Genomic DNA, 16,006 nt, shown 5'->3' with positions numbered 1-16,006 from the left:
AGTAGGACGTTGCCGGGCGAATGAAGACAATCTGAAAAAGGGTTGTCTTTTTTTTGTGCCTAATTTTTTTATAAATATAGCAGGAAAATATAGGAATATGGTGAATTTTGGAGGAAGGGAGGTGGAGAATGAATTTTCAATTTGATTTATCATTTAAGCTTATCGCAATTCTAGTTCAACTCTTAGTGTGGTGTATTACCGGAATCATCGCTTATCGAATCTATATAAAACAGCAAGTGAAACCAGAAATTTGGAAGGTTATAGTGTGTATATTAGCTGGTATTTTTTGTTTTTCAATAAATATTACTTTATGGGATCAGCAGATTAAAATTCCGATATTACCACTGGGCGTTTGGATTTTATATGGAATTTTGAGAAGAAGGGATCGTTGGCAATCCTATAGATTATACGCTTGGCTTGGTTTTTATATAAATTTGTTATTTTTACTGTCGACAATGCTTTCAATCCCTGTACAGAATACCCTATATCCAGCGGATCGGCTTTCCACCTATATTTCAAATATAAGTCATTCTTCAGTTGTAGTCATTCATCCTTCAGGGGAAAAGAAAGAGCTTGATCAAGACAGTTTCCTTGAACAAATACATACTATAAAAAAAGCAAATATTCATGGTCAGCAGTGGTATTACGAACTGAATGGGCCTGAAACGGGGACAAAAGAACGATTCCCTTATCTTCTAATTGGAACAACATCCAAATGGGGGAGTGGGGTAAAACCTGTCATTTATATAGAAGCCGACGGAAAAGGGATTCTTGTTTCATCCTCTCAAAAGCAGCTTTATTTTCGTTCAAAAGCAGTATTGCTGAAAGGGGGGGAATAGGAGATGTCATATAAAAAACGGGTCAGTCTTGCTCTATTGTGCGTCCTTGTTATTAGCGGGATGCTAGCAATAATATGGTTATATATGATCGACCCTAAACCCGATTCATTTCCAACAAATAAGCAGCTTATTAACCAAATGAATGAGATTTTTCCGGAGGCTGCTGCAAAAGATGTCCAGGATATCGTTCGAATTGATAAACGTCATAAAGTTGTTCCTTATTTTTCGGAAGAGGGCGATTATGGGATCAGTTATTGGGAGTGGAGATTGCATAAATGGCAGATTGTTTATATAGATACAACAGGAAAGCCAAGTATATGGAAGATTGATAAGGGTGATCCGTCCACCTATTATTTTGTATGGAACCTCCAGTCAAGTGACCAGTTGGGTTCTCTAAAGTTCTTTTTTATTCGGGATCGGCAATTTTACAGTGTCGATGGGGAAGAAACCTATCACCCAAGAATCCAAATGGAAACTAAGGTTAAGCTTAAGAAATCATATGGAATAATGCCAATTCCGGAAAAGTGGGGTCCCGTAGTAAAATCATTGAAACAAATAGAAACTTCCCCATTTCCTACTTTTATTTATAATGCAGATCCACCAAGTTATCATATGTTTTATGGTTGGATTCCTTATGACCAAAAAGGTCAAGAGGCCACCGATTTGTTGAAGATTAATGGTAATAGCTATTATGGTGATGGTGTTAATATTGAGGAGTTAATGATATTAGGTAAAGAAGAAATTGATGTTCTTGGTAATTAGCGTAAAACGAGCTTGTGAAAAAATACAAGCTCGTTCTTGTTTATATTATTTATCTTCATACATACTAAATACCCCATCTCAATACCCTTTCCCATAATAGTAACTCGGCAAAATTAGATTTCGAATCCACGTTGATTGGATATTGTTCAGGGATACCAGCATATTAGCTGCCGTTCTGTCTGAAGTACAGTCATCTTGGGAACAAGTGCCATGCTTATCTTTGTACATATGTGATAGAATCATTTACAATTTGAAAAAATAAAGGAAAAAGAACAGTATAGGATGTGTTTTTTTGTGGGCAAGAATAAAATGGTATTTGAAGTGCAGAAGGATGAATCGATTGATGAATGTTTAAATAGAATGAAGCAGCAAGGGTATATGCCGATCCGGAGAATGGAGGAGCCGATTTTTCAGGAGGTTGTAAAGGGGAATGAAACCCTATATGAGCCTGTAGGAAGAAAAATTGTTTTTGAAGGGAAGATAATGGAATAAACGAGCCCCATAAAATGTGAAGGTAGCCATCATTTCAGTAACCAAGTTATCAACAGTGCGTGGAATAGCTGGGCTGGTAGCAAAAACATCCAGTTTTGCAGCGGAATCGGGTGCTTCATTCCAGTGTGGGAGATAATCAGAAAAACAGCTATGGTGCTAATCATCGCTCAATAAAATTGTCCGGTTATTTAAATCGGAACTTGTCACATGGTCATTTTACAATTAAGGCAAACTCTAGCGTAACGGATGGATTGAGGCGAGCACCACTGATGCCCCCGACAGCATAGATGGCAACTGCTACGTCAAGTCCCCAGGCAATTTGAAGGGCAAGCCAGACCGAATGATAACCGAGCGATTTTTTCAAAGAACAGCGGCACAAATGCCGCCCCCAAAATAGTAATATAACGGTATCGATTACTTCACCCCAAAAAATCGACATAATTTGCACCTTTTTTATGACAGTTGTAGTATACTTTTATATTAAATAAATACCTGATGCTTTTACATACAAGCTTTTTCCACTGCACAACTGAAAGCAGGCACTAAGAGTGAAAAGCAAACGCGAAGTCCGATAGAGTAATTTTTAATGGGATCAAATTAACTAAAACACGAACATTATAGTGTTATGCGTAAATAATGTTCGACAAATTTGTTGACATTTCACTGGATCGGTTGTTAATATAAAGGTAGTTAAAAAATCTAACACCCTCGTATATCAATGGGAATATGGCCCATAAGTTTCTACCCAATGACCGTAAATTATTGGACTATGAGGGAAAGTCATACATGTTCGGCAACAATAAGGGGCGGACCCTGCTATTTTTTGTTGACCTAATGATCCATGCCCGGACAATTGGCTTTCTCTTGTAGAGAAGCCAGTTTTTCGGGTATTTTTATTTTGGAAAAAAAAGGGGGAATAGGGATGGAGAACCTGGTGGGTGTCATCATGGGGAGCAAGTCGGATTGGGAGACCATGCAGCATGCCTGTGAAATTTTAAATCAATTAGAAATTCCATATGAAAAAAAGGTGGTTTCGGCACATCGAACACCGGATTTAATGTTTATATATGCAGAAGAAGCTAGAGAAAGAGGCTTAAAAGTAATCATTGCTGGAGCGGGCGGTGCGGCTCACCTTCCAGGGATGGTAGCGGCTAAAACTACTTTGCCAGTAATCGGAGTTCCAGTTCAATCAAGAGCGTTAAATGGGTTGGATTCGTTACTTTCAATTGTCCAAATGCCGGGAGGGGTTCCGGTGGCGACTGTCGCCATTGGCAATGCCGGGGCAGTGAATGCCGGACTGTTGGCAGCACAAATATTAGCTACAAACGATGAAGCATTAGCTAAGAAACTTGAGGCTAGAAGAGAAGCAATCGAAAAAGAGGTATTGGTGAGCAGCGATGAGCTTGAATAGGAAAAGCATATTACCAGGCGCAACGATTGGCATAATTGGTGGCGGACAGTTAGGTAGAATGATGGCCCTGGCAGCAAAAGCACAGGGGTTTAGAATTGCTGTCCTTGAGCCCACTACTGATTCTCCGTGTGGACAGGTAGCCGATGTTGAAGTCATAGGTGAGTATCATGATCTGGATGCTATCAACCGTTTAGCCGAAATAAGTGACGTAATCACGTATGAATTTGAAAATATTGATGCCGACACACTTGGCTGGTTATGTGAGCGGGCCCATGTTCCACAGGGACAGGATTTGCTAACCATTACCCAGAATCGCATTACGGAAAAGGCTGCGATTCAACAGGCGGGTGTTGAAGTGGCTCCTTATGAAGTTATTCTTGAGATGGAAGAGCTATTTTCAAAAATCACCACAATCGGATTTCCTGCCGTGTTAAAAACAGCACGGGGTGGTTATGATGGCAAAGGCCAACTCGTCATCAAGGACGAAACGGACTTAGCAAAAGGGGAAGAACTTCTCAAGCATGGAGCTTGCGTCTTGGAAAAATGGATCCCATTTGAAAAAGAAATCTCAGTTATTGTAACACGGAAGCTTGATGGAGAGACCGCGATTTTTCCAGTAGCAGAAAATATTCATAAAGAAAATATTTTATATAAAACCATTGTCCCTGCACGAGTGTCACAGGAGATTCAAGAAAATGCCATTCACAAGGCGAAGCAAATTGCTGATTCATTAGGCCTGGTTGGAACTCTTGCGGTGGAAATGTTTGTTACAGGTGATGGCACTATATACATTAATGAACTGGCGCCAAGGCCGCATAATTCCGGGCACTACACGATTGAGGCCTGCGTGACATCACAGTTTGAGCAGCATATACGTGCGATTTGTAATTGGCCGTTAGGAAGTACGGAGCTATTAAAACCAGTGGTTATGGTCAACCTATTAGGGGAACATCTTGAATCATTATTAGCAAAAATCCCGACCCTAAGGGATTGGAAGATTCATCTATACGGTAAAAAAGAAGCAAAAATCAAAAGGAAAATGGGGCATGTCACCATTTTACGAGATGATGTGGAAATAGCCCTTATGGAAGCTGATGAAAGTAAAATTTGGGAGACAGTGGAAGAAAGGATCGGAGGATAAATCATGATAGATCGTTATACTAGACCGGAAATGGGAGCTATTTGGACGGAGGAAAACCGCTTTAACGCGTGGCTTGAGGTAGAAATCCTAGCATGTGAAGCATGGGCGGAGTTAGGTGAAATACCAAAAGAAGATGTCCAAAAGCTTCGTGAAAATGCTTCGTTTAATATCGACCGGATTAAAGAGATTGAAGAAGAAACAAGACATGATGTTGTGGCGTTTACTCGTGCCGTTTCTGAAACCCTTGGAGAAGAACGGAAATGGGTTCATTATGGATTAACTTCAACGGATGTTGTGGATACTGCGTTATCATATGTATTGAAACAGGCTAATACCATTTTATTAAAAGACATTGAGGCATTTATCGAGATTTTAAAAAATAAAGCCATTGAACATAAATATACAGTTATGATGGGACGGACCCATGGTGTCCATGCCGAACCAACTACATTTGGCTTAAAACTGGCTCTTTGGTACGAAGAAATGAAACGAAACCTAGAGCGATTTAAACAGGCAGCAACTGGCGTGGAGTTTGGTAAAATCTCCGGTGCGGTCGGAACTTATGCCAATATCAACCCGTTTGTAGAGCAATATGTATGTGAAAAGCTTGGATTAGAACGGGCGCCAATTTCCACCCAAACCTTACAGCGTGATCGTCATGCCCACTACATGTCAACACTAGCCTTAATTGCAACATCTATTGAAAAATTTGCTGTTGAAGTGCGCGGGTTGCAAAAAAGTGAAACTCGTGAGGTGGAGGAATTTTTCGCAAAAGGTCAAAAAGGTTCTTCGGCCATGCCGCATAAGCGTAATCCAATTGGTTCAGAGAACATGACTGGAATGGCTCGCGTCATTCGCGGCTACATGATGACAGCTTACGAAAATGTGCCGCTGTGGCATGAACGAGATATCTCTCATTCTTCTGCTGAACGGATTATATTGCCTGATGCTACGATTGCATTGAACTATATGCTAAATCGCTTTAGCAATATCATTAAAAATCTCACGGTCTATCCGGAAAACATGAAACGCAACATGGATCGGACTCTTGGATTAATCTACTCTCAACGCGTGCTCCTTGCCCTAATTGATAAAGGCTTTTCACGTGAAGAAGCTTACGATACGGTTCAGCCAAAAGCAATGGAGGCTTGGGAAAAACAAGTTCCATTCCGCAGCTTAATTGAAGGTGATGAAAAAATTACCGCCAACCTTTCAGAGGCTGAAATTGCCGACTGTTTTGATTACTCTTACCACCTGCAACATGTGGATACAATTTTTGATCGACTTGGTTTAAATAATTAATAAAAAGGGGAGCCGGGACAAAATAAGTACCGGCTGCCCCCTGGGTTATGCCCATATTTTACAAAGAAGATTCCCAATATTGCGAATTAGGAGTGGTTTCCAATGAAAGAATTGCTTTATGAAGGCAAAGCGAAACGAATCTATCGAACAGACGATGAACAGGTAGTTTGGGTGGAATATAAAGATTCCGCCACGGCTTTTAACGGGCAAAAAAAGGCTGAGATTGCCGGAAAAGGTCGTTTAAATAATGAGATTACAAGTTTGCTTTTTTTAAAGTTAAAAGAAAACGGCATTGACTCTCATTTTATTAAACGGATTTCTGAGACGGAACAGCTGGTTAAAAAGGTAACCATCATTCCCCTTGAAGTTGTCGTTCGCAATGTGGCGGCAGGAAGCCTGTCAAAACGATTGGGAATTGAAGAAGGGCACCCATTGTCTAAGCCAATGGTTGAGTTCTATTTGAAAAATGATGAGTTGGGAGATCCATTGGTCACCCTAGATCATATCAGTGAACTGCAAGTTGCTTCAGCCGAGGAGATTACGATTTTAAGAGAAAAAGCCCTGGAAATAAATACCCTGTTGTTGAGCTTTTTCAATGATCTTGGCATTCGTTTAATCGACTTTAAATTAGAATTTGGCAAGGATGTGGACGGGAAAATTTTATTAGCCGATGAAATTTCACCGGATACTTGCCGCTTATGGGATAAAGAGACAAATGAAAAACTTGATAAAGACCGGTTCCGCCGCGATTTGGGAAGTTTAACAGAAGCCTACGAAACTATTCTTGAGAGACTTGGAGGTCACCAGCATGTATAAAGTAAAGGTATTCGTCACATTAAGAGAAAGTGTTTTAGACCCGCAAGGTAAAGCTGTTACTCACTCTTTACATTCATTAAACTATCAGGAAGTATCTGATGTCCGTATTGGCAAATACATGGAACTGACAATTGAAAAATCAGATCGGGATATCAATGAGGTTGTTAATGAAATCTGCTATAACCTCTTAGCCAATCCAGTTATTGAAGATTACCGTTACGAGGTAGAGGAGTGTGTCGCCCAGTGAGATTTGCGGTCATCGTTTTTCCTGGTTCAAACTGTGATGTCGATATGTACCATGCAATTAAAGACGAGCTGGGTGAAGAGGTCGAGTATGTTTGGCACGATACGGAAAGCCTGGATGAATTTGATGGAGTTCTATTGCCAGGGGGATTTTCCTACGGAGATTACTTACGTACAGGGGCAATTGCCCGTTTCAGTAAAGTAATGAAGGAGGTCGTTAAGGCGGCCGAGGCTGGCAAGCCGGTCCTTGGTGTATGTAATGGATTTCAGATTTTGTTAGAGGTTGGTCTGCTCCCGGGAGCTATGAGACGAAATGAAAGTCTTTCCTTTATTTGCAAGCCAGTGGAATTAATCGTGGAAAACAACCAAACAATGTTTTCCGGTGCCTATCAACAAGGGCAAACGATCACTGTTCCAGTTGCTCATGGGGAAGGTAATTACTATTGTGACGAAGAAACGCTGGCAGAATTAAGAGCTAATGATCAAATCGTGTTTACTTATAAACATAATCCGAACGGAAGTCTGGAAGATATCGCTGGGATTGTAAATAAAAAAGGCAATGTCCTCGGAATGATGCCACACCCTGAACGAGCGGTGGATGAGCTTTTAGGCGGAGCCGATGGATTAAAACTGTTTCAATCAATTGTAAAGGCTTGGAGGGAATCACATGTTATTAAAGCTTGAACCAAATCCTGAACAAATTAAAGCCGAGAAGCTATATCAGCAAATGGGGCTGTCCGATGAAGAGTTTTCAATGGTTGAAAACATTCTTGGCCGTACTCCGAATTACACGGAGACTGGTTTGTTTTCGGTTATGTGGTCAGAGCATTGCAGCTATAAAAACTCTAAGCCGGTTCTAAAGAAATTTCCTATATCGGGTCCTAAGGTTCTCCAAGGTCCAGGTGAGGGTGCCGGGATCGTTGATATTGGTGATAATCAGGCCGTTGTGTTTAAAATTGAAAGCCATAATCACCCGTCAGCTATCGAGCCATATCAAGGGGCAGCAACTGGTGTCGGCGGAATTATCCGCGATGTTTTCTCCATGGGTGCTCGTCCAATTGCCATGCTGAACTCCCTGCGTTTTGGAGAGCTTGATTCAGCGAGAGTTCGTTATTTGTTTAAAGAAGTTGTCGCTGGGATCGCAGGATACGGAAACTGTATCGGAATTCCAACTGTTGGCGGTGAGGTTCAGTTTGATCCTTGCTATGAAGGCAATCCGCTAGTGAATGCCATGTGTGTGGGGTTAATTGACCACAAAGATATTAAAAAGGGTCAGGCTCACGGTGTCGGCAATACGGTCATGTATGTTGGAGCGAAAACGGGTCGTGACGGCATTCACGGCGCTACTTTTGCCTCAGAGGAATTAAATGAACAATCTGATGAAAAGCGCCCTGCCGTGCAAGTGGGCGATCCATTCATGGAAAAATTGCTATTGGAAGCATGCTTGGAATTGATTCACTCTGATGCACTTGTTGGAATCCAGGACATGGGGGCAGCCGGACTTACCAGCTCATCTGCGGAAATGGCCAGCAAGGCAGGAATGGGCCTTGAAATGAATCTTGACCTTGTCCCTCAACGCGAGACTGGAATGACCGCCTATGAAATGATGCTGTCAGAGTCGCAAGAGCGGATGTTAATTGTTGTTAAAAAGGGCCGCGAGCAAGAAATCGAGGATCTATTTAAAAAATATGATTTAGAGGCAGTGGCTGTTGGAACCGTAACAGATGATAAAATGCTTCGCCTGGTTCATCAAGGTGAGATCGTTGCTGATGTTCCAGTCGATGCTTTGGCGGAGGATGCACCGGTCTATCATAAACCTTCAATGGAGCCTGCTTACTTTGCTGAGTTTCAGTCAATGGAGGAGACCATTCCACAGATAACGGATGCAAAGGAAACTCTTTTAAACATTCTGTGTCAGCCGACAGTGGCCAGCAAGGAATGGGTCTATGAACAATATGACTACATGGTAAGAACAAATACAGTTGTATCTCCAGGATCGGACGCTTCCGTACTGCGCATTCGCGGTACTCGTAAAGCATTAGCGATGACAGTGGATTGTAATTCCCGTTACGTCTATTTGGACCCTGAAACCGGCGGTAAAATTGCCATTGCTGAAGCAGCCCGCAATATTGTTTGCTCTGGTGCAGAACCATTAGCGGTAACCGATTGCTTAAACTATGGCAGCCCGGAAAAACCAGAGGTATTTTGGCAGCTGGAAAAATCAGCAGACGGAATGAGTGAAGCATGCCGTGTCCTTGAAACCCCGGTCATTGGCGGAAACGTCTCATTATACAATGAAACAAGCGGTACAGCTGTGTACCCAACCCCGGTAATTGGCATGGTGGGTCTAGTTTCGGATCTTGACCATATTACCACACAGCATTTTAAACAGAACGGTGACCTGATTTATCTTCTAGGGGAAACGAAAGCTGAATTTGGCGGAAGCGAACTGCAAAAGCTTCTGAACGGAGAAATATTCGGCAAATCTCCTGAGTTGGATGTAGAAGTTGAGAAGAAGCGACAAAATCAAGTACTGACAGCGATTCGTGCTGGCCTTGTTCAATCAGCCCACGACCTATCGGAAGGTGGCTTAGCGGTTGCGCTATCTGAATCACTTTTTGCCAATGAACACCTTGGCGCGGAAGTCACCATCAACGGAGACTCGGTGTCAGCTTTATTTAGTGAAACACAATCACGTTTCCTTTTAACGGTTAAAAAAGAGCATCAAGCAGAATTTGAAAGATTAGTAGAAGCAAAATGCATTGGAATCGTAACAGAATCTGGTGTGTTGACTATTCAGAATGGGTCGGAAACTATTTTGGAAGCACAGGTTGAGGAATTAAAAGCTGCTTGGAAAGGAGCAATTCCATGCTTGCTGAAATCAAAGGCTTAAACGAAGAGTGCGGTATTTTTGGAGTCTGGGGACATCAGGATGCCGCCCAGCTCACCTATTACGGGCTTCATAGCTTACAGCATCGCGGTCAGGAAGGCACTGGCATCGTGGTGTCAGATGGAAAACAGCTAAAAGGTGTAAAAGGTGAAGGGCTGGTTACCGAAATTTTTAATGCAGATAAGATTGCCGAATTAACCGGAACAGCGGCAATCGGTCATGTTCGTTACGCAACAGCAGGCGGCGGCGGCTATGAAAATGTTCAGCCACTGCTGTTCCACTCACAAACGGGGAGTCTTGCTCTAGCTCATAACGGGAATCTCGTAAATGCCACTTCACTGAAACATCAGCTTGAGACTCAGGGAAGTATTTTTCAAACAAGCTCTGATTCCGAAGTACTGGCGCATTTAATCAGAAGAAGCGGGTTCCCGCACATGAATGATAAAGTAAAAAATGCCCTTTCGATGTTAAAAGGTGCATATGCCTACTTGATCATGACAGAAACCGAGCTTATGGTGGCACTTGATCCGCATGGCTTACGGCCACTGTCGCTAGGCTGTCTGGGCGATGCCTACGTGGTAGCTTCCGAAACCTGTGCTTTTGATGTAGTGGGGGCTGAATATATCCGCGACATTATGCCTGGCGAATTATTGATAATTAACGAAAACGGACTAACATCAGAACGGTTTGCGGTTAGTACAACAAAGGCCATCTGTATGATGGAATATATTTATTTTTCAAGACCGGATAGCAATATTCAGGGAATCAATGTTCATACTGCCCGTAAAAGTCTTGGGAAAAGAATGGCCATTGAGGCACCTATTGAAGCAGATGTTGTTACTGGTGTGCCCGATTCGAGCATATCCGCGGCGATTGGTTATGCAGAGGAGTCCGGGATCCCATATGAAATGGGGTTAATTAAAAATAAATATGTAGGCAGGACCTTCATCCAGCCTTCGCAAACATTGAGGGAGCAAGGGGTTAAAATGAAGCTGTCTGCCGTTCGTGGAGTTGTCGAAGGCAAGCGGGTTGTAATGGTTGATGACTCGATTGTCCGCGGAACAACAAGCAGAAGAATTGTCAAAATGCTGAAAGAAGCAGGGGCGACTGAAGTTCATGTGGTAATCAGCTCACCTCCGATTAAAAATCCTTGTTTTTACGGAATTGATACCTCATCAAAAGAAGAGTTAATTGCCTCTGACAAGTCTGTAGAAGAGATTCGACAAATTATCGGGGCGGATTCGTTAACGTTTATCAGTACGGACGGCATGCTGAAGGCCCTTGGTCAAGTGGATGGAACCGATGGCTTTTGTCTTGGCTGCTTTACCGGCAATTATCCGACTGAAATTTATCCAGATACATTACAATACTATTATCAAAAGGGGTGACCGACATGGCAAACGCCTATCGGCAAGCAGGTGTTGATATTGAAGCAGGCTATGAAGCCGTCTCCAGAATGAAAAAACACGTACAAAGAACGGCTCGTGCTGGAGTGATTGGCGGGCTGGGCGGTTTTGGCGGCATCTTTGATTTATCATCGCTCCAATACAAAGAGCCTGTCTTGGTGTCAGGCACTGACGGGGTTGGCACGAAGCTGAAGCTAGCTTTCATGCTCGATCGTCACGATACCATTGGAATTGATGCGGTGGCCATGTGTGTGAATGATATTGTTGTTCAGGGAGCGGAGCCGCTTTACTTTTTAGATTATATTGCCTGCGGGAAAGCAATACCTGAAAAAATTGAAGCGATTGTCAAGGGAATTGCCGATGGATGTGAGCAGGCAGGATGTGCCTTAATTGGCGGCGAGACTGCTGAAATGCCTGGATTATATCGCGAGGAAGAGTATGATTTGGCCGGTTTTTCCGTGGGAGCATGTGAAAAGCAAAATCTAATTACAGGTGATTCGATTAAACCGGGTGATGTACTCATAGGCCTTGCTTCGAGTGGGATTCACAGCAATGGGTATTCTCTTGTTAGAAAAGTGTTTAATAATTGGTCATTAATTGAGTTTGTCGATGAGCTTGGCTGTACATTAGGAGAAGAGTTATTAAGGCCGACAAAAATTTATGTAAAGCCGATTTTGTCAGCCCTTAAGAACTTTCATGTGAAAGGAATGGCCCATATTACTGGCGGCGGTTTTATTGAAAATATTCCAAGAATGCTTCCTGCTGGAATGGGTGCTGAACTTAATGAGAAAAGCTGGCAGATTCCTTCTATTTTTAAATTGATTTCTGAGGTTGGACAGATCGACTATAAAGAAATGTATAATATTTTTAATATGGGGATTGGCATGGTTGTGGCTGTTCAGAAGGAAGAAGCCACAGATGTGTTGAAGCATTTTCAACAAATGGGCGAAAATGCTTATGAAATAGGAGTTGTCACCGATCAAGAAGGAATTGCCATCCATGCTTTTGGAGGCAAACGATGAAAAAAATAGCCGTATTTGCCTCAGGAAGCGGAAGTAATTTTCAGGCAATTGTCGATGCTGTTCATAACGGTAAATTATCGGCCCAACTCACCCTGCTTGTTTGCGACAAGCCGGGAGCCTATGTAATTGAGCGGGCTAAAGGGACAGGAATTCCCTTTTTTGTATTCAACCCTAAGGATTATCATAGTAAACATGACTTTGAACAGGAAATTGTCAGTTTGTTAAAAGAAAATCAAATTGATTTTGTAGTCCTGGCAGGATATATGCGACTCATCGGCCCTACTCTTTTACGAGAGTTCGAAGGGAAAATTGTGAATATCCACCCTTCTCTACTACCGAATTTTCCAGGTAAGGATGCGATTGGTCAGGCTTTGGCGGCACAGGCAGAGTGGAGCGGAGTGACCATTCATTTTGTTGATGAAGGAATGGATACAGGTCCAATTATTGTACAAGAGCGGGTACGATTAGAGGAAAATGAAACAAGAGAAAGCCTCCAAACCAAAATTCAAGCAATCGAACACAAGTTATATCCAGACATTCTACAAATGCTGTTGACACGAGGAGAGGTAGGAGAACATGAAAAAACGCGCGCTAATTAGTGTTTCTGATAAAAGTGGTGTAGCCGAATTTGCCCGGGAGCTTGTTAGCCTTGGCTTTGAGATAGTTTCAACAGGCGGAACGAAAAAAACGCTTCAAGAGCAAGGGATACCGGTCATTGGTGTTAGCGATGTTACCGGGTTTCCGGAAATCCTGGAAGGCAGGGTAAAAACTTTAAATCCGTTTATTCATGGCGGTTTATTAGCGAAGCATGACCAGAAGGACCATCAAGAGCAGTTAGAGGCACATGGTATTCAACCGATTCAGGTAGTTTGTGTGAATCTCTATCCCTTCCAGCAAACGATTGAAAAACAGGATGTCACCGAAGCAGACGCGATTGAGAACATTGACATTGGCGGCCCGGCCATGCTGCGTGCCTCAGCCAAGAACCATCAGTACGTAACAGTTGTAGTCGATCCTACCGATTATGAAACCGTACTGACCGAATTAAAAGCTGACGGGAAAACAACTCTTGAAACAAGAAAGACATTGGCAGCTAAAGTATTCCGTCATACAGCGGCTTATGATGCGTTAATCGCAGAGTATATGACCAAACTAGTTGAAGAAGAAACGCCAGAAAAATTAACGGTTACTTATGAGTTGAAGCAAACTCTCCGTTACGGCGAAAATCCACACCAAAAGGCTGCTTTTTATAAAAAGCCATTAGGCTCCTCTTTTTCCATTGCCTATGCTGAGCAGCTTCACGGCAAAGAGCTTTCTTACAACAATATCAATGATGCGGATGCAGCATTGCAAATTGTAAAGGAATTTCAAGAGCCAGCGGCAGTTGCAGTTAAGCACATGAATCCATGTGGTGTCGGAACGGGAAACAACGTGTTTGAGGCGTTTGAAAAAGCATTTGCAGCTGACCCGGTTTCCATTTTTGGAGGAATTATTGCATTTAATCGTGAGGTAGATGAAGTAACAGCTGGAAAGCTTCATGAGATCTTTTTAGAAATAATCATTGCTCCGGCGTTTTCTCAGAAAGCAATAGAGATATTAACGGCTAAAAAGAATATACGTTTATTAACGGTTCCGTTTGAGCAAGGCAAAAAGACGGAATTGAAAATGACAACGATTGAGGGCGGACTATTAGTCCAAGAGCAAGACCGCTATACACTGGACGATGCTACGATCACAGTTCCAACCAAAAGGCAGCCAACTGATGCAGAATGGGCAGCACTGAAATTAGGCTGGAAGGTTGTTAAGCATGTGAAATCCAACGCCATTGTGGTAGCAAATGACGATATGACGTTAGGGATTGGCGCAGGTCAAATGAACCGGGTAGGGGCTGCAGAAATCGCACTTAAGCAGGCCGGGAAACAAGCAGAAGGTGCTGCGCTGGCTTCTGATGCCTTTTTCCCTATGAACGATACGGTGGAAGCAGCGGCAAAAGCAGGCATTACCGCGATCATCCAACCGGGTGGCTCTATCCGTGATGAGGATTCGATTAAAAAAGCGGATGAGTATGGCATTGCGATGGTATTTACCGGAGTAAGACATTTTAAACATTAATCGGGTGGTGAAAATGGTGAAGGTTCTAGTAATTGGCCGAGGCGGCAGAGAGCATGCCATTTGCCAGAAGGTAAAGGAAAGTCCGCTGGTGGAAAAAGTATTTGCGGCTCCAGGAAATGTCGGAATGACAAATGTTGCAGAGCTTGTTTTCATTGAAGAATCTAATCAAGAACTCCTTGTGCAATTTGCCAAGGAAGAGGGCATCGGATTGACGATTATTGGTCCGGAAGTACCGCTGCTCGAAGGATTGGCTGATCGCTTTCAACAAGAAGGTCTAAAGGTGTTTGGACCATCAAAAGCCGCAGCAGAAATTGAAGGCAGCAAATCGTTTGCAAAAGAACTGATGGAAAAATACCAAATTCCTACCGCTGAATATGGTGTGTTTACCTCTTTTGAGGAAGCACGTGCCTATTTGGAGGAAAAGGGTGCACCAATCGTCATTAAAGCTGACGGCTTAGCCGCAGGTAAGGGCGTTACGGTTGCCATGACAAAAGAAGAGGCTCTGGCAAGCTTAGAGAACATGTTGATTGATCGGCAATTTGGCGAGGCATCTTCAAGGGTGGTCATCGAGGAATTTTTGGATGGAGAAGAATTTTCCTTAATGGCATTTGTCAATGGTGAAGTGGTCATTCCGTTGGAAATTGCCCAAGATCATAAGCGAGTATTTGATGGGGATCAAGGGCCGAATACCGGTGGAATGGGTGCCTATTCACCAGTACCGCATATTGACGCAGAAACCGTGCAAACGGCAATCGATACCATTTTACATCCCGCTGCTAAGGCTCTTATCAGCGAGAACCGTAGCTTTTGTGGAATTCTCTACGCTGGACTTATCAAAACGGCAGCCGGTCCAAAGGTCATTGAATTTAATGCCCGCTTTGGCGACCCGGAAACACAAGTTATTTTACCAAGACTGCAGTCAGATTTAGTTCAAGTTATACTGGACTTATTAAACGGTAAGACGCCTGTTCTTGAGTGGGACCCTCAGCAAATGCTGGGTGTTGTCGTAGCTGCAAAAGGCTATCCGGGTGAGTATCAAAAAGGTGCTGTACTGGAGGGCTTAGGTGAAATAGGTAACGGTGCTTATGTATTTCATGCAGGTACTTCATTAAATGAAACAGGTGAATTTGTTACAGCAGGAGGAAGAGTCCTGCTTGTCGGAGCAAAAGCAGCATCATTGTCAGAAGCGCAGACAAAGGTTTACAAAGAACTGGAAAAACTGAAGAGTGACGGTGTTTTTTACCGTAAAGATATCGGATTCAAAGCTATTTCACACGTCTTCTAGAACGGCGCATAAACGCATAAATTAAAGCAACAATACTGCCAACTAATAAGATTAGAACAAAAGCCGTATGGGTTAACCATTCGAAAAACATAGAGGATTCTTCCTTTCAATGGGGCTGTCCCGCGTGAGTGTGGGCAGCCCTTTTTGATTGTTGAAATGATATAACGACGAGAATAACTGGGATATCAACGAAAATGCCCAGGATATCGACGGAAATACCCAGGTTATCGACGTAAAACCAGATCTTATCGACACAAATGCCCAGGCTATCGACGTGAAAATAAT

Annotated in this window: 17 protein-coding genes and 1 riboswitch; of the genes, 15 read left to right on the top strand and 2 right to left on the bottom strand. The window is 42.8% G+C overall.

The features are described 5' to 3' along the window. Window positions 1-128 precede the first annotated feature (128 nt). From V7083_RS08345 to V7083_RS08335, 3 genes are all read left to right on the top strand, one after another. Window positions 129-839 carry a hypothetical protein gene (locus tag V7083_RS08345; RefSeq protein WP_335476993.1) on the top strand — a complete coding sequence of 237 codons (711 nt, stop codon included), beginning with the start codon at window positions 129-131 and terminating at the stop codon, window positions 837-839. 3 nt (window positions 840-842) lie between these two features. Continuing rightward, entirely contained in the window at window positions 843-1,601 is a 759-nt protein-coding gene (locus tag V7083_RS08340; protein WP_335476991.1) for a hypothetical protein, read from the top strand. Window positions 1,602-1,883: 282 nt separating this feature from the next. After that, a complete protein-coding gene (locus V7083_RS08335; protein ID WP_438823706.1) occupies window positions 1,884-2,093 on the top strand; it encodes an NETI motif-containing protein in 210 nt (69 codons plus the stop codon). Window positions 2,094-2,304: 211 nt separating this feature from the next. On the opposite strand, the gene V7083_RS08330 is transcribed toward V7083_RS08335, so the two are convergent. Then, on the bottom strand, window positions 2,305-2,541 hold the full coding sequence (locus tag V7083_RS08330) for an aquaporin (RefSeq protein ID WP_335476989.1): 237 nt from the start codon (window positions 2,539-2,541) through the stop codon (window positions 2,305-2,307). 240 nt (window positions 2,542-2,781) lie between these two features. Beyond that, a riboswitch (purine riboswitch) is annotated at window positions 2,782-2,883 on the top strand. Window positions 2,884-3,015: 132 nt separating this feature from the next. On the opposite strand from V7083_RS08330, the gene purE reads away from it, so the two are divergent. The 12 genes from purE (at window position 3,016) to purD (ending at window position 15,721) form a co-directional block, all read left to right on the top strand. Continuing rightward, a complete protein-coding gene (gene purE / locus V7083_RS08325; protein WP_335476987.1) occupies window positions 3,016-3,504 on the top strand; it encodes a 5-(carboxyamino)imidazole ribonucleotide mutase in 489 nt (162 codons plus the stop codon). Further along, window positions 3,491-4,645, top strand: a complete 1,155-nt coding sequence (purK, locus tag V7083_RS08320; RefSeq protein ID WP_335476985.1) for a 5-(carboxyamino)imidazole ribonucleotide synthase — start codon at window positions 3,491-3,493, stop codon at window positions 4,643-4,645. Before purE ends, purK begins: the two co-directional genes overlap by 14 nt. Before the next feature lie 3 nt (window positions 4,646-4,648). Continuing rightward, on the top strand, window positions 4,649-5,947 hold the full coding sequence (gene purB / locus V7083_RS08315) for an adenylosuccinate lyase (protein ID WP_335476982.1): 1,299 nt from the start codon (window positions 4,649-4,651) through the stop codon (window positions 5,945-5,947). A gap of 102 nt (window positions 5,948-6,049) precedes the next feature. Beyond that, the gene (gene purC / locus V7083_RS08310) at window positions 6,050-6,763 is read left to right on the top strand and encodes a phosphoribosylaminoimidazolesuccinocarboxamide synthase (protein ID WP_335476980.1); all 714 of its coding nucleotides are present in this window, start codon (window positions 6,050-6,052) and stop codon (window positions 6,761-6,763) included. Then, window positions 6,756-7,010, top strand: coding sequence for a phosphoribosylformylglycinamidine synthase subunit PurS (gene purS, locus V7083_RS08305; protein ID WP_335476978.1), 255 nt, complete (start codon window positions 6,756-6,758; stop codon window positions 7,008-7,010). The genes purC and purS overlap by 8 nt, the downstream gene beginning before the upstream one ends. Then, window positions 7,007-7,690, top strand: coding sequence for a phosphoribosylformylglycinamidine synthase subunit PurQ (gene purQ / locus V7083_RS08300; protein WP_335476976.1), 684 nt, complete (start codon window positions 7,007-7,009; stop codon window positions 7,688-7,690). Before purS ends, purQ begins: the two co-directional genes overlap by 4 nt. Then, complete coding sequence (gene purL, locus V7083_RS08295; protein WP_335476974.1) at window positions 7,674-9,899, top strand: phosphoribosylformylglycinamidine synthase subunit PurL; 2,226 nt, start codon at window positions 7,674-7,676, stop codon at window positions 9,897-9,899. Before purQ ends, purL begins: the two co-directional genes overlap by 17 nt. Then, window positions 9,875-11,284 carry an amidophosphoribosyltransferase gene (purF, locus tag V7083_RS08290; protein ID WP_335476972.1) on the top strand — a complete coding sequence of 470 codons (1,410 nt, stop codon included), beginning with the start codon at window positions 9,875-9,877 and terminating at the stop codon, window positions 11,282-11,284. The genes purL and purF overlap by 25 nt, the downstream gene beginning before the upstream one ends. 5 nt (window positions 11,285-11,289) lie before the next feature. Then, complete coding sequence (gene purM / locus V7083_RS08285) at window positions 11,290-12,324, top strand: phosphoribosylformylglycinamidine cyclo-ligase (RefSeq protein WP_335476969.1); 1,035 nt, start codon at window positions 11,290-11,292, stop codon at window positions 12,322-12,324. Continuing rightward, window positions 12,321-12,923 (top strand): phosphoribosylglycinamide formyltransferase, encoded by a 603-nt coding sequence (gene purN, locus V7083_RS08280; RefSeq protein ID WP_335476967.1) that lies wholly within the window; start codon window positions 12,321-12,323, stop codon window positions 12,921-12,923. Before purM ends, purN begins: the two co-directional genes overlap by 4 nt. Beyond that, window positions 12,901-14,436: a bifunctional phosphoribosylaminoimidazolecarboxamide formyltransferase/IMP cyclohydrolase gene (gene purH, locus V7083_RS08275; protein ID WP_335476965.1), complete on the top strand. Its 1,536-nt coding sequence runs from the start codon at window positions 12,901-12,903 to the stop codon at window positions 14,434-14,436. The genes purN and purH overlap by 23 nt, the downstream gene beginning before the upstream one ends. Before the next feature lie 16 nt (window positions 14,437-14,452). Continuing rightward, window positions 14,453-15,721: a phosphoribosylamine--glycine ligase gene (gene purD / locus V7083_RS08270; RefSeq protein WP_335476997.1), complete on the top strand. Its 1,269-nt coding sequence runs from the start codon at window positions 14,453-14,455 to the stop codon at window positions 15,719-15,721. Here the strand turns inward: purD and V7083_RS08265 are convergent. Further along, window positions 15,702-15,812, bottom strand: coding sequence for an EYxxD motif small membrane protein (locus V7083_RS08265; RefSeq protein WP_335476963.1), 111 nt, complete (start codon window positions 15,810-15,812; stop codon window positions 15,702-15,704). The genes purD and V7083_RS08265 overlap by 20 nt on opposite strands. Window positions 15,813-16,006: the final 194 nt, after the last annotated feature.

This window comes from Bacillus sp. JJ1764 (assembly GCF_036962145.1).
Classification (GTDB): Bacteria; Bacillota; Bacilli; order Bacillales; family Cytobacillaceae; genus Neobacillus.
The sequence above is the reverse complement of the archived record's forward strand: the minus strand, read 5'-3'. Positions and strand labels throughout refer to the sequence as shown.